17 protein-coding genes and 2 tRNA genes are annotated in these 20,107 nt (G+C 37.7%); 3 read left to right on the top strand and 16 right to left on the bottom strand.

Going from position 1 to position 20,107, the window contains the following annotated elements; translation table 11 throughout:
• Positions 1-46: 46 nt before the first annotated feature.
• The 5 genes from ACMGDK_RS15845 to ACMGDK_RS15825 all read right to left on the bottom strand — a co-directional run bounded on the left by ACMGDK_RS15845 (position 47) and on the right by ACMGDK_RS15825 (position 6,538).
• Positions 47-367: a hypothetical protein gene (locus ACMGDK_RS15845; RefSeq protein WP_436808841.1), complete on the bottom strand. Its 321-nt coding sequence runs from the start codon at positions 365-367 to the stop codon at positions 47-49.
• Positions 354-1,715, bottom strand: a complete 1,362-nt coding sequence (locus tag ACMGDK_RS15840) for a TolC family protein (RefSeq protein WP_436808840.1) — start codon at positions 1,713-1,715, stop codon at positions 354-356. Before ACMGDK_RS15840 ends, ACMGDK_RS15845 begins: the two co-directional genes overlap by 14 nt.
• Positions 1,702-4,896: an efflux RND transporter permease subunit gene (locus ACMGDK_RS15835; RefSeq protein ID WP_436808839.1), complete on the bottom strand. Its 3,195-nt coding sequence runs from the start codon at positions 4,894-4,896 to the stop codon at positions 1,702-1,704. Before ACMGDK_RS15835 ends, ACMGDK_RS15840 begins: the two co-directional genes overlap by 14 nt.
• 22 nt (positions 4,897-4,918) lie before the next feature.
• Positions 4,919-6,004, bottom strand: coding sequence for an efflux RND transporter periplasmic adaptor subunit (locus ACMGDK_RS15830; protein ID WP_436808838.1), 1,086 nt, complete (start codon positions 6,002-6,004; stop codon positions 4,919-4,921).
• A gap of 144 nt (positions 6,005-6,148) precedes the next feature.
• Positions 6,149-6,538, bottom strand: a complete 390-nt coding sequence (locus tag ACMGDK_RS15825) for a hypothetical protein (protein ID WP_436808837.1) — start codon at positions 6,536-6,538, stop codon at positions 6,149-6,151.
• 536 nt (positions 6,539-7,074) lie between these two features.
• Between ACMGDK_RS15825 and ACMGDK_RS15820 the strand changes: the two genes are divergently transcribed.
• Positions 7,075-7,467: a hypothetical protein gene (locus ACMGDK_RS15820; protein ID WP_436808836.1), complete on the top strand. Its 393-nt coding sequence runs from the start codon at positions 7,075-7,077 to the stop codon at positions 7,465-7,467.
• Between the two features lie 28 nt (positions 7,468-7,495).
• A complete protein-coding gene (locus ACMGDK_RS15815) occupies positions 7,496-7,933 on the top strand; it encodes an META domain-containing protein (protein ID WP_436808835.1) in 438 nt (145 codons plus the stop codon).
• A 71-nt stretch (positions 7,934-8,004) separates the two neighbouring features.
• Here ACMGDK_RS15815 and ACMGDK_RS15810 read toward each other — a convergent pair whose 3' ends face one another.
• The 9 genes from ACMGDK_RS15810 to ACMGDK_RS15770 all read right to left on the bottom strand — a co-directional run bounded on the left by ACMGDK_RS15810 (position 8,005) and on the right by ACMGDK_RS15770 (position 18,579).
• Entirely contained in the window at positions 8,005-8,262 is a 258-nt protein-coding gene (locus ACMGDK_RS15810; protein WP_436808834.1) for a SemiSWEET transporter, read from the bottom strand.
• An 81-nt stretch (positions 8,263-8,343) separates the two neighbouring features.
• Entirely contained in the window at positions 8,344-9,378 is a 1,035-nt protein-coding gene (locus tag ACMGDK_RS15805) for an NAD(P)/FAD-dependent oxidoreductase (protein ID WP_436808833.1), read from the bottom strand.
• Positions 9,379-9,433: 55 nt separating this feature from the next.
• The gene (porN, locus tag ACMGDK_RS15800) at positions 9,434-10,372 is read right to left on the bottom strand and encodes a type IX secretion system ring subunit PorN/GldN (RefSeq protein ID WP_436808832.1); all 939 of its coding nucleotides are present in this window, start codon (positions 10,370-10,372) and stop codon (positions 9,434-9,436) included.
• 20 nt (positions 10,373-10,392) lie between these two features.
• Complete coding sequence (gene porM / locus ACMGDK_RS15795; RefSeq protein WP_436808831.1) at positions 10,393-11,985, bottom strand: type IX secretion system motor protein PorM/GldM; 1,593 nt, start codon at positions 11,983-11,985, stop codon at positions 10,393-10,395.
• 52 nt (positions 11,986-12,037) lie between these two features.
• Positions 12,038-12,730 carry a type IX secretion system motor protein PorL/GldL gene (gene porL, locus ACMGDK_RS15790; RefSeq protein ID WP_436808830.1) on the bottom strand — a complete coding sequence of 231 codons (693 nt, stop codon included), beginning with the start codon at positions 12,728-12,730 and terminating at the stop codon, positions 12,038-12,040.
• A gap of 57 nt (positions 12,731-12,787) precedes the next feature.
• Entirely contained in the window at positions 12,788-14,209 is a 1,422-nt protein-coding gene (gene porK / locus ACMGDK_RS15785) for a T9SS ring complex lipoprotein PorK/GldK (protein ID WP_436808829.1), read from the bottom strand.
• A gap of 108 nt (positions 14,210-14,317) precedes the next feature.
• Positions 14,318-16,171: a glutamine--fructose-6-phosphate transaminase (isomerizing) gene (glmS, locus tag ACMGDK_RS15780; protein WP_426049815.1), complete on the bottom strand. Its 1,854-nt coding sequence runs from the start codon at positions 16,169-16,171 to the stop codon at positions 14,318-14,320.
• A gap of 18 nt (positions 16,172-16,189) precedes the next feature.
• Positions 16,190-17,797 (bottom strand): DUF4270 family protein, encoded by a 1,608-nt coding sequence (locus ACMGDK_RS15775; RefSeq protein WP_436808828.1) that lies wholly within the window; start codon positions 17,795-17,797, stop codon positions 16,190-16,192.
• A gap of 11 nt (positions 17,798-17,808) precedes the next feature.
• Complete coding sequence (locus tag ACMGDK_RS15770) at positions 17,809-18,579, bottom strand: glycogen/starch synthase (protein WP_436808827.1); 771 nt, start codon at positions 18,577-18,579, stop codon at positions 17,809-17,811.
• Positions 18,580-18,749: 170 nt separating this feature from the next.
• On the opposite strand from ACMGDK_RS15770, the gene panC reads away from it, so the two are divergent.
• Positions 18,750-19,598 carry a pantoate--beta-alanine ligase gene (gene panC, locus ACMGDK_RS15765; protein ID WP_436808826.1) on the top strand — a complete coding sequence of 283 codons (849 nt, stop codon included), beginning with the start codon at positions 18,750-18,752 and terminating at the stop codon, positions 19,596-19,598.
• A 187-nt stretch (positions 19,599-19,785) separates the two neighbouring features.
• On the opposite strand, the gene ACMGDK_RS15760 is transcribed toward panC, so the two are convergent.
• Positions 19,786-19,858: transfer RNA gene (locus ACMGDK_RS15760), tRNA-Lys, on the bottom strand.
• Between the two features lie 176 nt (positions 19,859-20,034).
• Positions 20,035-20,107: transfer RNA gene (locus tag ACMGDK_RS15755), tRNA-Lys, on the bottom strand.

Here is a 20,107-nt window from a genome sequence, read left to right as displayed (position 1 = left end):
GGGTCTTCCATCAATATAATTAGATATGAATGTTTGGTGTAAAAATTTAATTGCAGATCGTGAGAAACTGATGACTCATCTGCACTTTGAATTTGGCCTCTGATTTTAGTTTAACATAAACGGTGTGCTCAAAGGCCTGTACGGATTTCAGTTTCCGATCGATATATTCTGCGATCTGTACGACAGAAAAAATAAAATCCCGATATACTGCAATATTTACAGTCTGACCGTAATAAGGAAGGTAGGCCTTTAAAAAGGGAACTGCAGCCTGATGCCTGTTATAGTTCACACAATATCCCTCTCCTTCCCTCAAGGTAATAATTTCACGGTCATTGATATAATCCAAAACCGTTTTATTTCTGTCCACAGAGCTGACATTTTTTGACAGGTGCCTGTTGATAATCCGCTCTTGAATTTTTAAATAATTGATTCGCTATATCAATAGACTGATCCAAAGCTTTGGTTTCCTGGGACTTCATCTGATAGTACTGATCAATATTTTTGATCTTTGACATTAAATTCGCTACATCCAGATAGGCATGTAAAATCGTTTTGTCATACTCATACAACGACTGTATCTGTTTAGCATCAGCAGTCTGAAAGTTCGCTTTGATCGCGCTTTTGTTGATCAGCGGACCTGCCAGTTCTCCTGCCAGATTATAAGCAATAGATTCAGGTATTTTTACCAGATAAGAAGGTTTAAAAGCTTCCAATCCTAATGTGGCAGAAATTTCAAGTGACGGATAAAACTCCTTTCTCGCTGCCTGTACATCCAGTTTGGCGGCTTTTAATTCCAATTCCGCCTGTTTGATATCCGGACGGTTAGCCAGTAACTGGGACGGTATCCCTGTGTAAACAGTTTGTGGCATCGTAGACATAAAATTTTCTTTCGTTCTCGCGATAGGTTGCGGATATCTTCCCAAAAGTGCATTGATCTGATTCTCTTTCTCAGTGATGTCCTGACGGATCGTATATTCTGCAGCTTTGGATTTTGCCAGCTCTGCTTCAAATTTTTTAACAGCCAGTTCCGTAGCTGCAGCAGCTTCTTTCTGAATTTTTGAAATTTCCAGCGCTCTTTCCTGCAACTTGATGTACTGCTGAATAATATCCAACCGATTGTCAAGTGCCAACAGTTCATAATAATTGTCCGCTACTTCTTCAATAAGATTGGAAAGGACAAAGTTTTTCCCTTCAACCGTAGAAAGATAATGAGCAACAGCCGCTTCTTTTTCAGTCCTGAGCTTTTTCCAGATATCAATTTCCCAGTTGGCCATTAATCCACCTTCAAAATTGCCCAAAGGATCGGGCATTTCTCTTCCCGGTTCTATTTCTGTAGTGGCATCACCGGCTCCTTCACTGGTATAGCGGCCGGCTTTTTTTATTCCAGCTCCTATTCCGGCTGATACCGTTGGTGTCAGTTTTCCTTTTTTAGCCAATACCCCACTTTTCGCAATTTCAATTTCCTGAAGTGTGATCAGTAATTCCTGATTGTTTTTCAAAGCGGTTTCGATTAAGCTCACCAGATTTGGATCTGTAAAAAATTGCCTCCAGGGAGTTGTTCCGCTGTTTGCATTGGCATCCTGCTCTTCTTGATTAAAATTCTGAGGCAGGTTTTCTTTTACTTCATCTTTTATAATGGTGGCCATCGGAGCTCTACAGCCTGTGAGTATAAGCGATAGGGCAATGGCTGCTATATATTTATTATAAATCTTCATGTTTGTCATCGTGTTGATAAGGTTCAGTTTGTTCTGTTAAAGGATTTTCCTCTTCATATCTTGCCAGTCTAGATTTCTCTGCGATGGTTCCGAAAATATAATACAGCCCCGGAATAATCATCAGACCGAAAACAGTTCCTATCAGCATTCCTCCTGCAGCTGCAGTACCAATCGTTCTGTTTCCTACGGCTCCCGGTCCGGTTGCCATTACCAATGGAATAAGACCTGCAATAAAGGCAAATGAAGTCATCAGGATCGGACGGAAACGGATCGCTGCCCCTTCGATTGCCGCTTTAGCTACAGGAATTCCTTCTTCTGCTTTCTTCTGAACGGCAAATTCTACGATCAATACCGCATTTTTACCCAACAGACCAATCAACATGACCATGGCAACCTGAGCATAGATATTATTTTCCAGCCCTAGCAATTTCAGACATAAGAATGCTCCGAAAATACCTGTTGGAAGGGACAAAATTACCGGCAACGGCAGAATAAAGCTTTCGTACTGCGCTGCAAGGATCAGGTATACAAATCCGAGACAGACCAGGAAGATAAATACAGCTTCATTTCCCCTACTCACTTCGTCTTTTGAAATACCGGCCCAGTCGATACCAGAGCCTCTAGGTAGCGTTTTATCTGCAACTTCCTGGATCGCTTTAATAGCCTGGCCGCTACTGTATCCCGGTGCCGGAGTCCCGCTTACTTCTGCAGAATTATACATATTATGTCTTGTAATTTCTGATAGTCCATATACCTTTTCCATTCTCATAAAGTCTGAATACGGAACCATCTGGTCTTTATCATTTTTCACATATAGTTTCAGGAGATCTGTAGGCAAAGCCCGGTATTGAGGACCTGCCTGCACGATCACTTTATAAGGTCTGTCGAAACGAATAAAACTGGTCTCATAGTTAGACCCTATTAAGGTAGACAGGTTATCCATAGCACTTTGAATTGTTACTCCTTTCTGTTCGGCTAGATCGTTATCTACCTTCAGCATGTACTGAGGAAAACTTGCAGAATAGAAGGTAAATGCAGATCCTAGCTCAGGACGCTTTTTGAGTTCTCTTACAAAATCATTACTTACCTGCTCCATTTTATGATAATCCCCGCTTCCGGCTTTATCCAGCAGACGGAGCTCAAAACCTCCTGCGGCACCATACCCCGGTATGGAAGGAGGCTGGAAGAATTCTATATTGGCGCCGGGAATATTCTTGGCTTTTTCTTCAAGCTTTTCAATAATCTCAGCAGCGGATTCTTTACGTTCTTCCCAGCTTTTAAGGTTGATCAGACATGTTCCTGAGTTGGACCCTGTACCTTCTGTCAGGATTTCATAACCTGCCAGTGAAGAAACCGACTGCACACCATCAATATCTTCAGATTCTCGTAATAATTCTTTGGCAATCTGGTTGGTCCTTTCCAGAGTAGATCCCGGAGGCGTCTGGATAATGGCATATATCATTCCCTGATCTTCCGCCGGAATAAATCCTGAAGGAAGTGAGTTGCTTAGGAAGTATGTACATGCACAAAATGCCAGCAGTAAAGGAAGTGTGATGGATTTTTTCTTAACTGTTTTATTCAGCATTTTCTCATACTTCCCAGCACCTTTCGTAAATAAATTATTGAATTTATCCAGGAAAATGGTAATCGGGGTTTTCTTTTTAACTTTTCCGTGAGTGTTTCTTAAAATCAAAGCACATAAAGCCGGAGTCAGTGTCAAAGCTACAACCCCTGAAAGGATGATCGCAGAAGCCATGGTAATAGAAAACTGACGGTAAAATACTCCCACCGGACCGGACATAAACGCAATCGGGATGAATACGGACGCCATAACCAAAGTAATCGCGATAATCGCCCCACTGATTTCATGCATCGCTTCTTCCGTTGCTTTTAATGGGGAAAGGCCTTTTTCTTCCATCTTGGCATGGACGGCTTCAATGACCACAATCGCATCATCGACAACGACCCCGATGGCCATTACCAATGCAAAGAGCGAGATCATGTTTAACGTGATTCCAAATGCGGACATGACGGCAAATGTCCCAACCAGTGAAACCGGAACCGCCAGCGCAGGAATTAAGGTTGAACGCCAGTCTCCAAGGAACAGGAATACCACGATTGCTACCAGGATAAAGGCTTCAAATAGGGTATGAATAACCTTTTCCATGGATGCATCCAGGAATCTGGAAACATCATAACTGATGTCGTAATGCATTCCTTTCGGGAAGTTGTTTTTCTCAAGATCTTTCATCAAAGTTTTTACATTTTTGATAACGTCACTTGCATTGGAACCGTAGGACTGTTTTACAGTGATCGCTGCAGAAGGCTTTCCGTTCAATGTAGAATAGATATCATACATTGACGAACCGAATTCTATATCAGCCACATCTTTTAATCTTACAAACTCTCCACCCGGTTTTGCTTTTAAAATGATATTCCCATAATCTTTTTCATTATTGAAACGTCCGGAATATTTCAGAATGTATTCAAAGGATTGAGAGCGTTTTCCTGAACTTTCTCCTGTTTTTCCGGGGGAAGCTTCCAAACTCTGCTGGTTCAGAGATTCCATCACTTCGTCTGCGGAAATATTGTAAGCGGTCAGCCTGTCCGGTTTAAGCCAGATACGCATGGCATATTCACGGGTTCCGAGGATATCTGCAAAACCTACACCACTTACCCTTCTCAGCTCAGACATCACATTGATATCAGCATAGTTGAAAAGGAATTTCTGGTCAGCCTTTGGATCATCGCTGTACAGGTTAATGTACATCAACATGTTAGGTTCTTCACGGGTAATTTTTACTCCTTCACGCACTACCAGAGGCGGAAGTTTGTTGACAACGGAAGATACACGGTTTTGAACGTTTACCGCAGCAACATTGGGGTCTGTTCCGAGATCAAATACAATCTGAATGGAAGCTTCGCCATCGTTACCGGCATCGGAGGTCATATATTTCATACCCGGAACTCCGTTCAATCCTCTTTCGAGGGGAATAACGACTGATTTAATCAATAGTTCGTTGTTGGCTCCCGGATATTCTGCGGTGATATTTACTTTAGGTGGTGAAATGGAGGGAAACTGGGTCACTGGAAGTTTTACCAGCGACAGAACTCCCATAAATACAATGATCAGCGAGATCACGATAGACAGAACAGGTCTGCGGATGAATTTCTTAAACATACTGCTTCGTTTTACGAGTAGACTACTCTGCTTTTAGTTTCAATGACTGAAGAACTTTTTTAGGATCCTGGAATTTGGTCTGTATTTTTTGGTCGTCTTTTACCTTCTGTACTCCTTCTAAAAGGATTTTATCTCCTTGTTCAAGCCCCGAAGCTACCACATAAAGATCCGGCAGCTCGTAAGCTATTTTTATATTTCTGGATTTTGCCATTCCATTTTTATCGATGATGAATACATATTTCTGATCCTGAATTTCATAAGTCGCTTTCTGCGGAATGATAAGTGCATTATGCACAGGAAGAGTCATCTGTACTTTTCCGGTTTCGCCGTTTCTAAGCAGTTTATCCGGATTGGGGAATTTTGCTCTGAAGGCAATGTTTCCTGTTTCATTATCGAATTCTCCTTCTATGGTCTGAATTTCTCCTTTCTGAGAAAGCATTTCGCCATTAGCCATAATCAAAGATACCTGATTGCTCCCTCTGTCGGCAGCGTGTGTCTGATAAGTTAAATATTCAGGTTCTGAAACATTGAAATAGCTGTAAACATTGGTATTATCTGATAAAGAAGTCAGCAGATCACCTTCGTCTACAAGGCTTCCCAATTTTAAAGGAATTCTGTTGATTACCCCTGAAAACGGTGCTTTAATGTCGGTAAAAGATAAATGAATCTGTGCCAGTTTCATTTCAGCATTGGCGGCATCCAACTTTGCTTTGGCCATTGCTCTTTCGTTTTTAGAAACGATGTTGTTACTCGCTAAGGTGCTGGCGTTTTTTAATTCAATGCTGGCCTGCTCTACTTCTGCTCTAGCTTTTAATAATTCGGCCTGGTACAGCTGAGGCATAATTCTGAACAGGGTTTGTCCTGCATGGACATACTGGCCTTCATCCACATAAATTTTTTCAAGGAATCCTTTTTCCTGTGCACGGACCTCAATGTTTTTTGCAGATTGGATCTGGGCTACATATTCTTTATTGATCACGGTGTCCATTTTGACAGGACTGGTGACAGGATATACTGCGGCTTCTTCTTTTTCTTCTTTCTTCTGACTGCAGCCGACAGTTAGTAAAAGGGTGCTTATCGCAATGCCTGAGGCAACTCTTTTGATCATAATTCTAGAGTTTAATATAAATCGTTAATGTTTTGAAATGGAGTATTGAGTAATAGAGATCCTGCGCCGTAAGATTACCAGCATGCAGCGCAAGATATTTCCTATCCGGACTGAGGACAGAAAATAAATTGGGAAAAATGAATTTTAAATTCTGATAGAACGAATCAGAATGAATGTTTTAACATTGGAATACAGCGGAAGAAAACCATTGATACCAGGCTTTCTGCTTTTAGAAGAATGAAGACCAAAAATATAGACAAGACTGAATACACCGGCAAATACAGCAATCATCTGAATGGCATCAGATAACTGGAAATCATCTTCAGCAAGCTCAAGGGTGGTAGTATCAATATTGTCTGCCATCTGCTGTACCGAAAGCTTTTCGAAAGTCTGGTTCAGTTTATTGGCTTTTTTGGGCATGTGGTGAGAAACATGGCCGGAATAGTCATTTCGGAGTGTTTTAACGCTAAGCCTGCTTTCTACTACGAAGAGCAGAAAAAGGCCTGTTAAAAAATATATGATAAAGTTTCTCATTTTGAAGTGGCAAATGTACATTTAGATATGTATATTGTCATAGCAGATTAACAAAATTTAACTCTCCTTTAAATTAGCTGAAGAAGAAACTTTAGTGATTACAAATGCCCCGGAGTTCTACTGGAAACTCACTATCTGGCGGGAAGCTAAAATATCTTGTATCATTTTTTACTGAATATGGAAAAAGGAATTCTAAACAGTATGATTTAAATCATTTTTTCCTGTGTATCAGCATCATATAATTTTAATACTTTTGCACTCAATTAAAACAACAAATGTAACTATGAAAAAAACTGTACTATTTCATTCTTAAAAACCGCCAGCTCAAGAGCATTCCTGCGGTATTATCTTTACAAATCTTTAAAAACATGGACTTTTTATGATTATAAAAATGACTGTAAAGAACTGTAATGCATAAGAGATAGAAACATCAGATTAATTTATGTAAAATTAACATATATTTATCAAAAATATTTGTAAATTTATGTAGTATTAATATCACTATTTCATGATACACTTACCAATCACTTATCATTATGAAAAAACTATTCACATCGGTCCTTATCGGGCTGGCAGTCCTTTCCTCAACAGCGTGTAAGCATCCGGGCAAAGAAGCAGAGGTACTTACAGAAGCAGTACCGGAAAACAAAGATGAAACCACAAAAGATGTTTTCACCGACAGCTACGGGGAAAAAATTGAGGTCATCATCAACCATACCAAAGGTACGGCAACAGTACATCTGGAGGGTAAAACCTATGATCTTAAAAAAAGTGATGCTCTTCCTGAATACACTGCGAGCAATGAAGAATATCAGTATTCGAATATCAAAGGAAATATCACTTTACTGAAAAAAAATGTAGATATGGTTCTGTTCCACGCAAAACGTGAAACAAAAGGATCTGGCTCTGCAAAGATGGCTTCTTATTAATTTAATCACCAACCTTACAAAATAATCTATGAAAAATTTATGTTATTATTTATCCGCTCTTTTTTTAGTTGTATTTCTTACGGCATGCAAAACAACACCAGCTACGGAGCAAAAGCCAACAGATATTACAGGAAAAACATGGAAGCTGACGGAACTGAACGGACAGCCGATCAAGCTTAAAAACCCGAAAAACAATCCTTACTTCAAGCTTAATACAGAAGGTATGAGATATGAAGGCCATGCAGGATGCAATGGATTTGGAGGTACTTTTGAGATTAAACCTGATATGATGAGAATCAAATTCAACCAGGGGATGTCTACGATGATGGCCTGTGAGGATCTTGAAACTGAACAATTATTTACAAAAGCAGTACTTGCTGCAGATAATTATTCTGTAAACGGCAATACGCTGACATTGAATAAAGCAAGAATGGCTCCTTTGGCTAAATTTGTTCTTCAACCATAACTGAATTTAAAATTTACTATATAAAAAGACGTTTTACTATTTTGTGAAACGTCTTTTTATCATAAATTCTCTTAAGATTTTTTATAGATCATATAGCAGATCAGAAGGCTTATATTGACCAGAACAGCAAATGCGTTTGATAAAATAATGGGCAGCTCATCTTTTATAAATCCATACCACACCCAAAGTGAGAGCCCTGAAATGAGGACCAAAAGCATCACGAGGGAAATATCGTCTACATTTTTCTCTTTGATTACTTTGATGAGTTGCGGGATCATGGAGATGGAAGTAAGGACTCCGGCTATTATTCCCAGGATATTTTCATTCATAGTTTCAATTCTTTTTTATGTACTTCATCATCAAATTTCACTAAATAAAGCCTAATAATACACTTTTTATTCAACTTTAACCTATTTAAATCTGTCACTGGAAACTTCTTCGTGCAGGGGAATATTATCTTCAATGAACTGATACAGGCTTTCTGAGAAGTAGCAGCCATTCAGAATTCCTCTTGCCCCAAGGCCATTGAATACATACAGGTTTTTGTATGATGCATGTCTTCCGATAATCGGCCTTCTGTCTTTTACTGTCGGCCTGAAACCGAAATTTACTTCTTCAACTTCAAAATCATACGGATAAATTTCTGACAGCCCGTTCACAAGCTGTGTAACTGCAGATTCGTCAACATGATGGTGAAGCTGTTCCCTGTCATAGGTTCCACCATAGAAATAAAGCCCGTTATCTGTTGGAAATAAGAAATGTTTCTTTTTAATTGTAATATCTTTTGGAATGGGTTCGGAGAGCTTTACCTTAATATGATGTCCTTTATTCGGAATTACGGCAATATCTGAGAAAAAAGGATTTTCTTTCACTCCCATTCCTTCACAAAATACAATATGCTTAAACTGAAAATCTTTATAAATAGCCAAAGAAGCATCTAATTTTTCATAATCAAACTTTTCTTTGATCAGAAATTCTTTTTTTTCTAAAAAAACAAATAGATCCATGAAAAAACCGCTTACCTGAAGTCTGGCAGACTGATTGACCTTTCCCGTCTTAAAGTCGTTTTTTACCACCTCTAAATGATCGAATTTTTTATCAAGAAAGCCGGAAAGTTCTTCATTATCCGATTTTTTCAGCCAAAGGTTCTGTTCATTCCCGTCATGAAAAATTCTGTGGATCGGTGAATTGATGAGATAATTTCTCCCGGTATAAGATTCTATTTCATTCAACGTGTTTTTCAGGAAGTCAATTTGTTCCTGAGCTTTCCAGAAAGTTGTAAATTTTTTGAGAACTACCGGATTGATAATTCCGGCAGAAACCTGGGAAGCACTCTTCCTACCCTCTGAAAAGAGTACAAAAGATTTGTTATTCTTAATGAGCTGATGAGCGAAGAACAACCCTGCATATCCATCTCCAACGATAATATAGTCTATATGTTTCATAATAAAAAAACCTGAGTAAAAGTACTCAGGTTTTGTATAAATATCAAGTGAAATCTTAGTAATTCCACATATCGTTTTCCATGTTCAGGATCTGCGCCTTGATTCTTTCGCTTTCTTCCAACTGATCTTCAGCATCTTTAGGGATATAGTCCTTGATGGTACCATCACCTAAACCGCTTGATGATTTGTAAATAACTGAAGAGAATCTTCTTGCATTGATGATATCATCGAAAGAAAGGTCTGCAGAAGAGTTCTTTCTGTTGTAAACATAGTTGTTTGCCAGAATATCTCTTGCATTCGGATAGTAGATCCAGAATAGATCGATCAGTTCGTCATTACTGGCAATAGGCTTACCATCTGGTCCAATAACTCCCTGTACAGCAGGATCTGGTCCCATTGCTGCGATTCCCAGAGGTCTGTATTTCATCTGTCCGTCTCTCTTATCGATAAACCACATTCCCATGATCTTAAGGACTTTTACCTTGTCAGTAGTCGTCTTGAAAACGTCGGTATATTCTTTTTTCTCCTGTTCAGTTAACTGCCTTCCGGAGTTAAGGATATCAATAGCAGCATCATTGATAATTACTTTTTCCAGTCTTTTCTGGATACCTTCCGGTGAAAGTTTCACGGTAAAGTTTTCATCATCATAAACCTGTTCAATCTTTCCGGTTAATGCACCGTCCAATAATAACTGGTACAAAGATCTGGTAGGCGTAGCAAGAAGTCCATCCGGATTGTCATAGTAGAATGGCTGATTGATCTTATCATTCATGTCAATGATTTCCCAAACAAACATACTCTTAAGGATATCTTTATCTTCTACAAAACCATATTCAAGAGGCTTTACTGTGTTATCAATAATAGTATCACCAACTTTTTGTTTGTTTTCCTCTCTCATCTGTCTGAACTCTTCCGGAGAAGCTGCGTTCAGAATAGTCTGGGAAAAAGCGAATCCCGAAACTAATACTAAAAGGGTGCTAATATATTTTTTCATAATAAATTACAATTTTAGTCCTATGGAATATTAATGATTATAGGAGTAATGTTTTTAATTACCTGTCCGTCAAGACCCTGAGCTGTAACTTTGATATCAAAGATAGAAACTACATCTCCAGATCTAAGATTTTTCACTAATCCAGCGGCATCGTTTAATGAATTTCCGTGAACCAATAATGCTGCTCTTCCTGGTACTCTAACCATAAACTGAGTTACAGTAAATGAAACTGGGAAGTCAAAGTCAGGAATTGCTGCCTGTACAGTCTGATTCTGGATAGAACCTGCCGGCATAGACGTCATACTTTGTCCTCTGATCTGACCTTGTGGCGGCGGCACATTTTTAATTCTATATTCGAATACCTGAGATACTGATTTTCCGTAAGGATCCGTTCCTGATAATGTCAATTTAACGGTGTTACCTGAAGTAGGTTTCACACTCCATTTTCCTGGACCTGTATTTCTTACAGATGCTCCCGGAGCAGATAATGAAAGCTTAGAATTATCAGCACCTAAGATTGATCCTGAAACAGGGTTCTCAAGTCCTCTATACATTACATTCATTTTATCAGCAGAAAGCAATAATCCTTTTTCAAGTTTTACTTCTCTTGGTCCTGCGATTACGTTATATGTATGTGTCCATGGGAAACTCTGAGGTTTTCCTGAAGCATCCATTAAAGTAATTGTTCCTCCAAGTTTATGCTCACCAATACCAGAACCTGATATTGAAGTGATACCTTTACCATTCTCTACTCTACCTACACCAGTAATGCTGATCTTGTTACTATTGGAATAAGTTCCTAACATTACTTTTACTTCTGCCTGTTTTCCTGCCTGGATATCTACCGGTCCGGAAACAATAGGCTCATAGCTTGAGAATTTAATATTCGCATCCACTTTTTCCTGAAGTAATAATGCCAATGCATCAGACTGTACGTTTCTGGCGTCATTCTGGATAATCTCAAGGTTTGAGATCGCAGCGATTAACGGCTGGTGATAGAATTTATTCTGAAACCAAGTCTTGTCATTGGGAGATTTTCCTTTTGGATATTCTGCAATCAGAGATTTATTAGCTCTGTCTACCAAATCTTTTAATTGTGGATTACCGCCAAAAGTTGAGTTGATATAATTTCTTACGTCGTCAATTTTAGCTTTTAAGTCTAAAGCTCCTTTTGAAGGTGCATTTTCATCTCCTTCTTTGAAAAAATATTCTGTAGTCGCTTCATTATTATTTAATGCTGCAAAATTTTCGCTTACATCAATATCTTTTCCCGTTTTAGGATCTTTATCATGAAAATCCGACTGTTTTTTTAGGGCATCTTTGATTCCTTGTGCCGAAGCTACCAAAACATCAATTTTACCTTTTAGAACTTTATACTGTCCCCAAGGCTGTGCATAGGTATCTGGAACCTGTTGTGCTTTAGCCTCAAGCGTTTTTTCAAATATCTTTTCGTTCTTATTCTCTGTTAAAGTTCTCGTTTCATTCAATGCTCTGGTAGAGTCATAGTATGATCTGATGATTTCTGCATCAATATTTAGGGCCATCATCGCGATGAACACCAAATACATCAGGTTGATCATCTTCTGACGAGGGGTCTGTTTTCCTTGTGCCATTCTCTTTTCTTTTAGTTTTTGATTAAGTAGTTAATTTAGAAATGGTTAGGAATTAAGATTTCATAGCAGTAAGCATACCGCCATAAACTCTGTTTAAGCTGTTAAGATTAGTTGTTAAACCTTGTAACTCTTGGTTGAATTTTTCAGACTGTTCTGCAGATTTCTGCATATCAGCGACATATTTGTTAGCAAATTCAGATTGTCTTTTTCCGCTTTCCAACTGCATGGCATATAAAGCATTCATACTTTCCATATGCTGTGCTGCTTTGTTAAGCTGGTCGTTATATTTATGAGTAGAAGCAGATACATCAACAGTCTGGTTGATCTGGTCAACAGAGCTAGAGAACTTGTCGATACCTGTTCTTAATCTGTCAAATAACTGAACATCCAATTTTGCTTCCTGAAGCATTTTGTCTAATTTATTTGAAAGAGAGTTTTCTAATTCTGCAAACTGCTGTGCATTGTTTTTGGATGACACATTAGAATGTAAAGGGTTTGGGTTGGCATGTTTATCCAATAGTTCAGGATATACATTTTCCCATGCATAAGATTCTTCTGATTTTGGAGGGTCGAATGCAAAAATGATAAAGATAATAGCCTCCGTAATAAGTCCCACAGTAAGAGCGATATTACCATTAATTGGTCCCAAGGTAATGTGAGTAATTTTAAGCCAAGCTCCAAGAATTACAATTGCAGCACCGAATGAATAAAAGAAATTCATCCAAGCATCTTTAGTCTTAAACATATTAAGTTAGTTTTTTTAATGTTAAATAAAATTGTTATTGAAAAATTGTCTGGTTAATTATCTGTTAACTCTTCTTGGCTTAACAGCTGCTTCAGGAATATCCTGTACAGTTCTGAATCCGATATAGCTTCTTGCAGAATCTTTTCTTTCCCAATCTCTAGCACCTGTCATAAGGGCATATCCTATATCTTTCCAAGATCCACCTCTTACAGACTTCTTCGTATCTATTTTATTTTTCGTAGAAGGATTTAATGTAGAAGAGAATCCATAAGAAGAGTTGTTATACGCAGATGCTGTCCATTCAGAAACGTTTCCAGCCATATCAAATAACCCAAATCCATTTTTCTTAAATTTCTTTACTGGAGCTGTATATGTATAAGTACCTTTTTTATCGTCTTCCATGTAGTTACCTCTCTTAGGTTTGAAGTTGGCAAGGTAGCAACCTCTGTCGTCCATTAAATATGGACCTCCCCAAGGGTAAGTGGCATTTTGCATTCCGCCTCTGGCAGCGTATTCCCACTCGATTTCTGTAGGAAGACGGAATTTCATTGGTCTTTGTTTTTTTCTTTTTAAGCTTTCGTTATAATCTGTTTTCAGTTTAGATCTGAAGTTACAGTAAGCTCTTGCCTGGTCCCAGGTTACCCCAACTACAGGATAATCTTTATAGGCTTTATGCCAGAAATACTGTTCGAACAATGGTTCGTTGTATGCAAAGTGGAAATCTTTTACCCAAACTGTAGTATCAGGATAGATCGCAATGCTGGAACTTTTAAGGAAACTGGCTCCTCTTTCATTCTCAGCAAGAGCGGCATCCATATCTTCCCACTGATAATTATATTTTAGTTTACTAACGTCTAAAATTCTTTCGTTTCCGATTCTAGAAGAAGCAGGCAGATACATAGATTCCAGAACTTCTGCATATTCTACATCAGGGTACTTTCCAGTACTCCAATGTAAAGGGATTTTCCAGTCTAATCTTTTAGTTGCATCATAACCTCCGTCTTCTCTTCCTCCCTGGCCTTCTAAATATTCTTGATAAGGTGTTAAATTTTCTTCTTTTTTAGCAAGGTATGCATAGTCACCGATGCTTGCTCCTCTACGTCCGCCTTCTTCACCGCCTTCCCCGGCAGCTTCGGCTAATAGAGTTCTCGCAATGGAATCTCTTACATAATTGATAAATACTCTGTACTCTGCGTTGGTAGTTTCCGCTTCATCCATGAAGAAAGAGGAAACAGTAACAGTTTTCAATGAAGCTTTTTCAGGAGTATTTGTTGGATCCTGATCTGCAAGACCAGCAACAAATGAACCTGCAGGAATACCAACCATTCCAAATGGTCTTTCCGCAACAAATGATTTCGTTTTCTCTCTTGGTATCAATTCTCCTTTCGTTCCAGGCTTCCCTACAGAAGAACTGCCACCACCTGAACAAGATACTGATGCTACCGACGCAGACAATAATAAAAGAAATATCCTTTTCATGTTAATTTTTATAATTAAGCCGTAAATATATAATTTTTTTAAGAAACTTTTAAGATTTTTTTTGAAATAACGGAAGAAATCTAAATTTATTTTATTTACAACTGTTTTTTATTCCACGGTTACGGATTTTGCTAGGTTTCTCGGCTGATCTACATTGGCTCCTCGGTATACAGCAATGTAATAAGCCAATAACTGCAAAGGCACTGATGCTACGATTGGTGAGAAACATTCTGAAGTCTCTGGAATTTCAATAACATAATCTGCCATTGCGCTTACCTGCTTATCTCCTTTATTGACTACAGCAATGACTTTTCCTTTTCTGGCCTTAATTTCCTGAACGTTGCTTACAATCTTATCATAATGTCCTTTTTTAGGAGCAATAATAACGATTGGCATGTTCTCATCAATAAGGGCAATAGGTCCGTGCTTCATTTCTGCTGCCGGATATCCTTCTGCATGTATATAAGAGATTTCTTTCAGTTTTAAAGCGCCTTCCAATGCCGCAGGATAGTTGTATCCTCTTCCCAGATAAAGGAAATTTGTTGTGTTTATAAAGTCTTTTGCAATATGTTGAGTCAACTCATGGGTTGTGCTTAATACCTCTTCGATCTTTTTAGGAATAGCATCCAATTCAGCGATTAAGCTCATGAATTCAGCGTTTCCTAAATTACCGTTATGTTTTCCTAATTTTAATGCAATTAAGCTAAGGATAGTAAGCTGTGCAGTAAATGCTTTAGTAGAAGCCACACCAATTTCCGGTCCTGCATGAGTATATGAACCAGCATCTGTAATTCTTGCAATAGACGAATCCACTACGTTACATATACCATATATAAATGCTCCTTTTTCTTTTGCCAGCTTCAATGCAGCCATTGTATCCGCTGTTTCTCCTGATTGGGAGATCGCAATAACAACATCTTTATCCGTAATAATCGGGTTCCTGTATCTGAATTCTGATGCATATTCTACCTCTACCGGAATTCTTGCATATTCTTCAATAAGATATTCCCCGATAAGGCCTGCATGCCATGAAGTACCACAGGCAATAATAATGATCCTGTTGGCATTTTTGAATCTTTCTAAATGATCCCAGATACCAGCCATTTTTATAATTCCTTCATCTACAAGAAGTCTCCCTCTCATTGTATCATGTATAGATTTAGGCTGTTCAAAGATCTCTTTAAGCATGAAATGCTCGTATCCGCCTTTTTCAATCTGCTCTAAGCTTAATTTAAGCTCCTGAACTTCAGGTTCGATTCTTGAGTTATCATTAATAGTTCTGATGTCTACTCCATTTTCCAATGAAATTGTAGCCATATGTCCTTCTTCAAGATAGATCGCCTCTTTGGTAAATTCTACGAAAGGTGATGCATCGGAGGCAATAAAGTATTCTTTATCTCCCAGTCCTATTGCAAGTGGAGAGCCTAATCTTGCTACTACCAATACTCCCGGATAATCTTCATGAAGTACAGTGATAGCGTATGCTCCGTATACTTCATTTAAAGCATATCTTACAGCTGTCGGGAAATCTGTTTCAGATTTCAGATCCATAAAATACTGGATAAGGTTCACCAATACTTCTGTATCTGTTTCGGATTTGAAAGTAAATCCTTTTTCGCTAAGCATTGTTTTAATAGTATCGTAGTTTTCTATAATACCATTATGTACAAGAGCAATTTTTCCGTTGTTTGATAAGTGAGGGTGTGAGTTTCTATCACTTGGGACTCCATGGGTAGCCCATCTGGTATGTCCCATCCCTATTTTAGCTGTACCTTTTAACTGTGCCGAAATATTGACTAAGTCATCTACCTTACCTTTTGTCTTTTCAACTTCAAATTTATTATTTGAACCTTCCAAGACAATTCCCGCACTGTCATATCCTCTGTATTCCAATCTTCTAAGACCGTTGATTACAATATCATAAGCATCTTGAAATCCTGTGTATCCTACAATTCCGCACATATTTTGTATAGTGTTTGTTTATTTTTTTGTTCCGTAAATGATTTTTAATTGAATTCTGTTAGGATTCGTTTTATCCGATCCTACATAAACTCCTCTTTCTGTAGCAAAAGCTCTGGTTGTATATTTATAGCCAAGGAATGAAGTTCCTGTACTTATAAACTGTCCAATATTAACAAGCAATGCTTTATTTTCCGCAGTTCCTTCAACAATGTCTTTTACTGTTTTTGTTATAGTAAAATCATAGTAAGAAGGATTTTTATTTAAATCATAAGACTTTAGCCATGCAAATCCTGCATTTATATCTGCAATAAAGCCCGAGGAAGTAAGTACTTCTGTAGCAGGATCTTTCTTGTCAATAGGTAAAATGGAGAAATTATTATTTGTTCTTCTATAATTATTGCTCCAAGTTATAGCATCTGTAAAGATTCTGATTTTAGCACTAACAATTGCTGCTTTATCATTCTGATATAATGTTTTAAGAGATGCGATAGTTGCATCAGGTATTTTTATACCTACAGAAGGCCCCCCCATTCCCTGCATATAAAGTTTGGCGTCACCTTCTGTTTCATTGATATTTGACGAAGCAGTAGCCCATGCAGAACCTGCTCTATTATATTCATACTGCCCAAAACGTGCATTACCAACATTTCCTGTAAGAAGAAATTTGAAGTTGGACTGAGGTCTTGTGACAGTACCATTATTATTTACTTCATTGGTGTAATACATTATCAATTCCATGTCATTAGGGCTAAATTGTAAAAGATAGCCATCCGTTTCAGTCACAGATAACCTTATTCCCTTAAAGTGTCTTGTAAAATTAGCAGCATCCATCAGTTCTGGTTTGCCATTTTTATCAAGAATCATAGTCTGGAAAAAATTCTTATTTAAAGGAATTCTAATTCCAGCATCAGAAGTAAACAAAGTTGAGTTGTCCGATTTTTTCGTAATAGTCTTAGCCGTAACAGTCCCATCAAATATAGTAGAGCCAAGTGCTGTACCTGTGTTTACAACTATATTAGAGCGTTTAAAAGCGGGATCATTACCATCCAAAAATGTTGTCACTTCATCTACATTAATATGCAATAAAGTATGCGTCCCACCCGGGCCTAGCTTCATTTTACCATATTTAAAAGAATAATCAGTTGGATAAGATTTTATTGTTGTGGAAACAGGTACTGTTTCAGTTCCAACCAATAAGTTTTCATCTTTAACAGGCCGTGTAACTAAAGAGTCTGCCACCGGAGTCGGTTTTATGACCAAAACTACAGAATCTACTTTTGGAGTGGTTCCAAAATTAAAATTATCCGTACTCATTCTTAATTGAGTAAGAAATGATGCTTTCTGCATACCAAATTGCCCTTCGGAAAAAGCTCCCAAAACAGCTGCAGAATAAGATGTACTTGTATTGACTAGACTTACAAGTCTGCCAGCATCACTTCGGATTGTATCATGATTATTAATATTATAAGCAATAAGGTCGTAAGAAGTTACATTGCCTTCTGCAGCTCCGTCAATAAGCAGCTGCTCACCCAGCGAATCCGCTTCCGGTTCGCAATTATAAAGAAGGGCACTTCCGAAAACCGCCATAAAAAGTATGGCAAAGGTCCTTTTAACAGTATGAATCATTAAAAATGTGTTTAATAAAGTTGGTTTATAGAATCTACGTCCACATATTCTGATTTCGGAGTTGCTGTTTCGTTGAAACCTTTATCAAGGTCTGCATCCAGAAACTCATCTCCTTTTACCACCATGTCAACATAGTTCATACTTTCAATAACAAAGTTTTTGATTGTCGGATTATCTAACGCTTTTAATCCGGAAATATTATCAAATGTCAATTTTTCTGCAATGTTTTTGTCCAGATTAGCATCCTTCTCATTATATAGGGAAAGGACGATTTTGGCATCTTTGAAGTAAGTATCAGATTCGTAATAGGTTTTCAGATAAATTGGAACAAAAGAAGACATCCATCCGTTCAAATGGATTACGTCCGGAACCCAGTTTAGTTTTTTGATGGTTTCTATAACACCTCTTGCAAAGAAAATCGCTCTTTCATCATTATCATCAAAAGGATTTCCTTCATCATCTACATAGTATTGCTTTCTTTTGAAGTATTCTTCGTTATCAATAAAGTAAACCTGAAGTCTTTCCCCCGGAAGAGACGCTACTTTAATAATTAGAGGCTGGTCCAGGTCATTGATAATAATATTCATTCCCGAAAGACGGATTACCTCATGAAGTTGGAATTTTCTTTCACTTATTTGTCCAAATCTTGGCATAAAAACTCTTACATCATTGCCTTCATTGTGCATCTTAAGTGCCATTTTGTTTACCAATGCAGCCATATTCGTGTCTTCCTGATATGGATACATCTCTGTAGTAATGTACAGTATTTTTTGATTCGGCATAAATTTCTATCTATATTTTTGTAAAAATGCTTTAATGTGCAAAATTACAAAAAAACATTCAACATTATTTTAATTAACATTTTTTTACGATAATTCCTATCTCAAATTATTAAAAACTCATTTAATTATATGATATTTTTAGTATTTTTGAATTAGTATTAAAATAAACTATGGAAGTTATAAAGAATAAGAAAACCCTTCAGGATTTCATTGAAAGACAGAAAGAAATGGGAAAAAAGATAGGCTTCGCTCCCACGATGGGAGCACTTCACAAAGGTCATCTTTCCCTGTATGAAGAAGCCAAAAAAGATAATGACCTGGTGATTTCTTCAATTTTTGTAAATCCTACCCAATTTAATAATCCGGAAGATCTGGAAAAATATCCAAGAGATATTAACATGGATATTCTTATCCTTGAAAATTCGGGATTGGTGGATGCGGTTTATATTCCTGAAGTAGCAGATATTTACCCTAAGAAAACAGAAAGCCAGCATTATGATTTCGATGGACTGGAAAATGAAATGGAAGGAAAATCCAGACCCGGGCATTTTGACGGAGTGGGAACTGTAGTAGAAGAGCTTTTCAGACAAATCCAGCCGGACAATGCCTATTTCGGAGAAAAAGACTTCCAGCAGCTTGCCATTATTAAAAAGATGGTTGAAAAGAAACATCTCCCTGTAAAAATTACAGGAGTTTCTATTTACAGAGCAGAAAATGGATTAGCACTAAGCTCCAGAAACCAAAGACTTCACGAAGACCGAAAAGAAGCCGCAAAAATAATTTACCAGACCTTAGTCAAAGTAAATGACTGGTTCCGGGTGGTCACCATTCCCGAAATAAAAGAAAGAGTAACAGATATCTTTGACCATCAGCAGGGCATGAAATTAGAGTATTTTTTGATTGCTGATGAAAATACCTTGAAAGAAACTGATTTTTTCTATAAAGACAGAAATTACAGGGCATTCATCGTAGTTGTAGTAGATGGCGTCAGATTAATTGATAATATGCATCTGGACTAATATTAAACACATGTTCAACAAAATATTAAACATACTTTCTTTATACAATATAAACTCTGATTACTTTATCAGAGTTTTTTCTTTTTGCAGTTAGGGTATATAAAAAATCAAAGGTCTCTTGCGGAGACCTTTGAACACCAAATCACAAAATATTAATATGAAAAAAATTTACTTTTCAGTAAACTTGTGACCCGGCTGGGATTCGAACCCAGGACCCATACATTAAAAGTGTATTGCTCTACCAGCTGAGCTACCGAGTCGGTCACTTGCTAACGACCTGCATTCAATGCTATCGTTTTTAAGAGGTGCAAAGATATGTCTTTTTTTTATTCTGACAAAGAATATATAAAAAAAATCAAAGGTCTCTTGCGGAGACCTTTGAAACACCAAATCACAAAATATTAATATGAAAAAAATTTACTTTTCAGTAAACTTGTGACCCGGCTGGGATTCGAACCCAGGACCCATACATTAAAAGTGTATTGCTCTACCAGCTGAGCTACCGAGTC

Origin of the sequence: Chryseobacterium hilariae (assembly GCF_051400735.1) — a bacterium.
Lineage (GTDB): Bacteria > Bacteroidota > Bacteroidia > Flavobacteriales > Weeksellaceae > Chryseobacterium.
The sequence above is the reverse complement of the archived record's forward strand: the minus strand, read 5'-3'. Positions and strand labels throughout refer to the sequence as shown.

Coding starts and splice junctions, on each gene's coding strand:
- ACMGDK_RS15840 (WP_436808840.1), bottom strand. CDS start 1,715: ATGAAGATTTATAATAAATATATAGCAGCCATTGCCCTATCGCTTATA.
- ACMGDK_RS15835 (WP_436808839.1), bottom strand. CDS start 4,896: ATGTTTAAGAAATTCATCCGCAGACCTGTTCTGTCTATCGTGATCTCG.
- ACMGDK_RS15830 (WP_436808838.1), bottom strand. CDS start 6,004: ATGATCAAAAGAGTTGCCTCAGGCATTGCGATAAGCACCCTTTTACTA.
- ACMGDK_RS15825 (WP_436808837.1), bottom strand. CDS start 6,538: ATGAGAAACTTTATCATATATTTTTTAACAGGCCTTTTTCTGCTCTTC.
- ACMGDK_RS15820 (WP_436808836.1), top strand. CDS start 7,075: ATGAAAAAACTATTCACATCGGTCCTTATCGGGCTGGCAGTCCTTTCC.
- ACMGDK_RS15815 (WP_436808835.1), top strand. CDS start 7,496: ATGAAAAATTTATGTTATTATTTATCCGCTCTTTTTTTAGTTGTATTT.
- ACMGDK_RS15810 (WP_436808834.1), bottom strand. CDS start 8,262: ATGAATGAAAATATCCTGGGAATAATAGCCGGAGTCCTTACTTCCATC.
- ACMGDK_RS15805 (WP_436808833.1), bottom strand. CDS start 9,378: ATGAAACATATAGACTATATTATCGTTGGAGATGGATATGCAGGGTTG.
- porN (WP_436808832.1), bottom strand. CDS start 10,372: ATGAAAAAATATATTAGCACCCTTTTAGTATTAGTTTCGGGATTCGCT.
- porM (WP_436808831.1), bottom strand. CDS start 11,985: ATGGCACAAGGAAAACAGACCCCTCGTCAGAAGATGATCAACCTGATG.
- porL (WP_436808830.1), bottom strand. CDS start 12,730: ATGTTTAAGACTAAAGATGCTTGGATGAATTTCTTTTATTCATTCGGT.
- porK (WP_436808829.1), bottom strand. CDS start 14,209: ATGAAAAGGATATTTCTTTTATTATTGTCTGCGTCGGTAGCATCAGTA.
- glmS (WP_426049815.1), bottom strand. CDS start 16,171: ATGTGCGGAATTGTAGGATACACAGGATTTCAAGATGCTTATGATATT.
- ACMGDK_RS15775 (WP_436808828.1), bottom strand. CDS start 17,797: ATGATTCATACTGTTAAAAGGACCTTTGCCATACTTTTTATGGCGGTT.
- ACMGDK_RS15770 (WP_436808827.1), bottom strand. CDS start 18,579: ATGCCGAATCAAAAAATACTGTACATTACTACAGAGATGTATCCATAT.
- panC (WP_436808826.1), top strand. CDS start 18,750: ATGGAAGTTATAAAGAATAAGAAAACCCTTCAGGATTTCATTGAAAGA.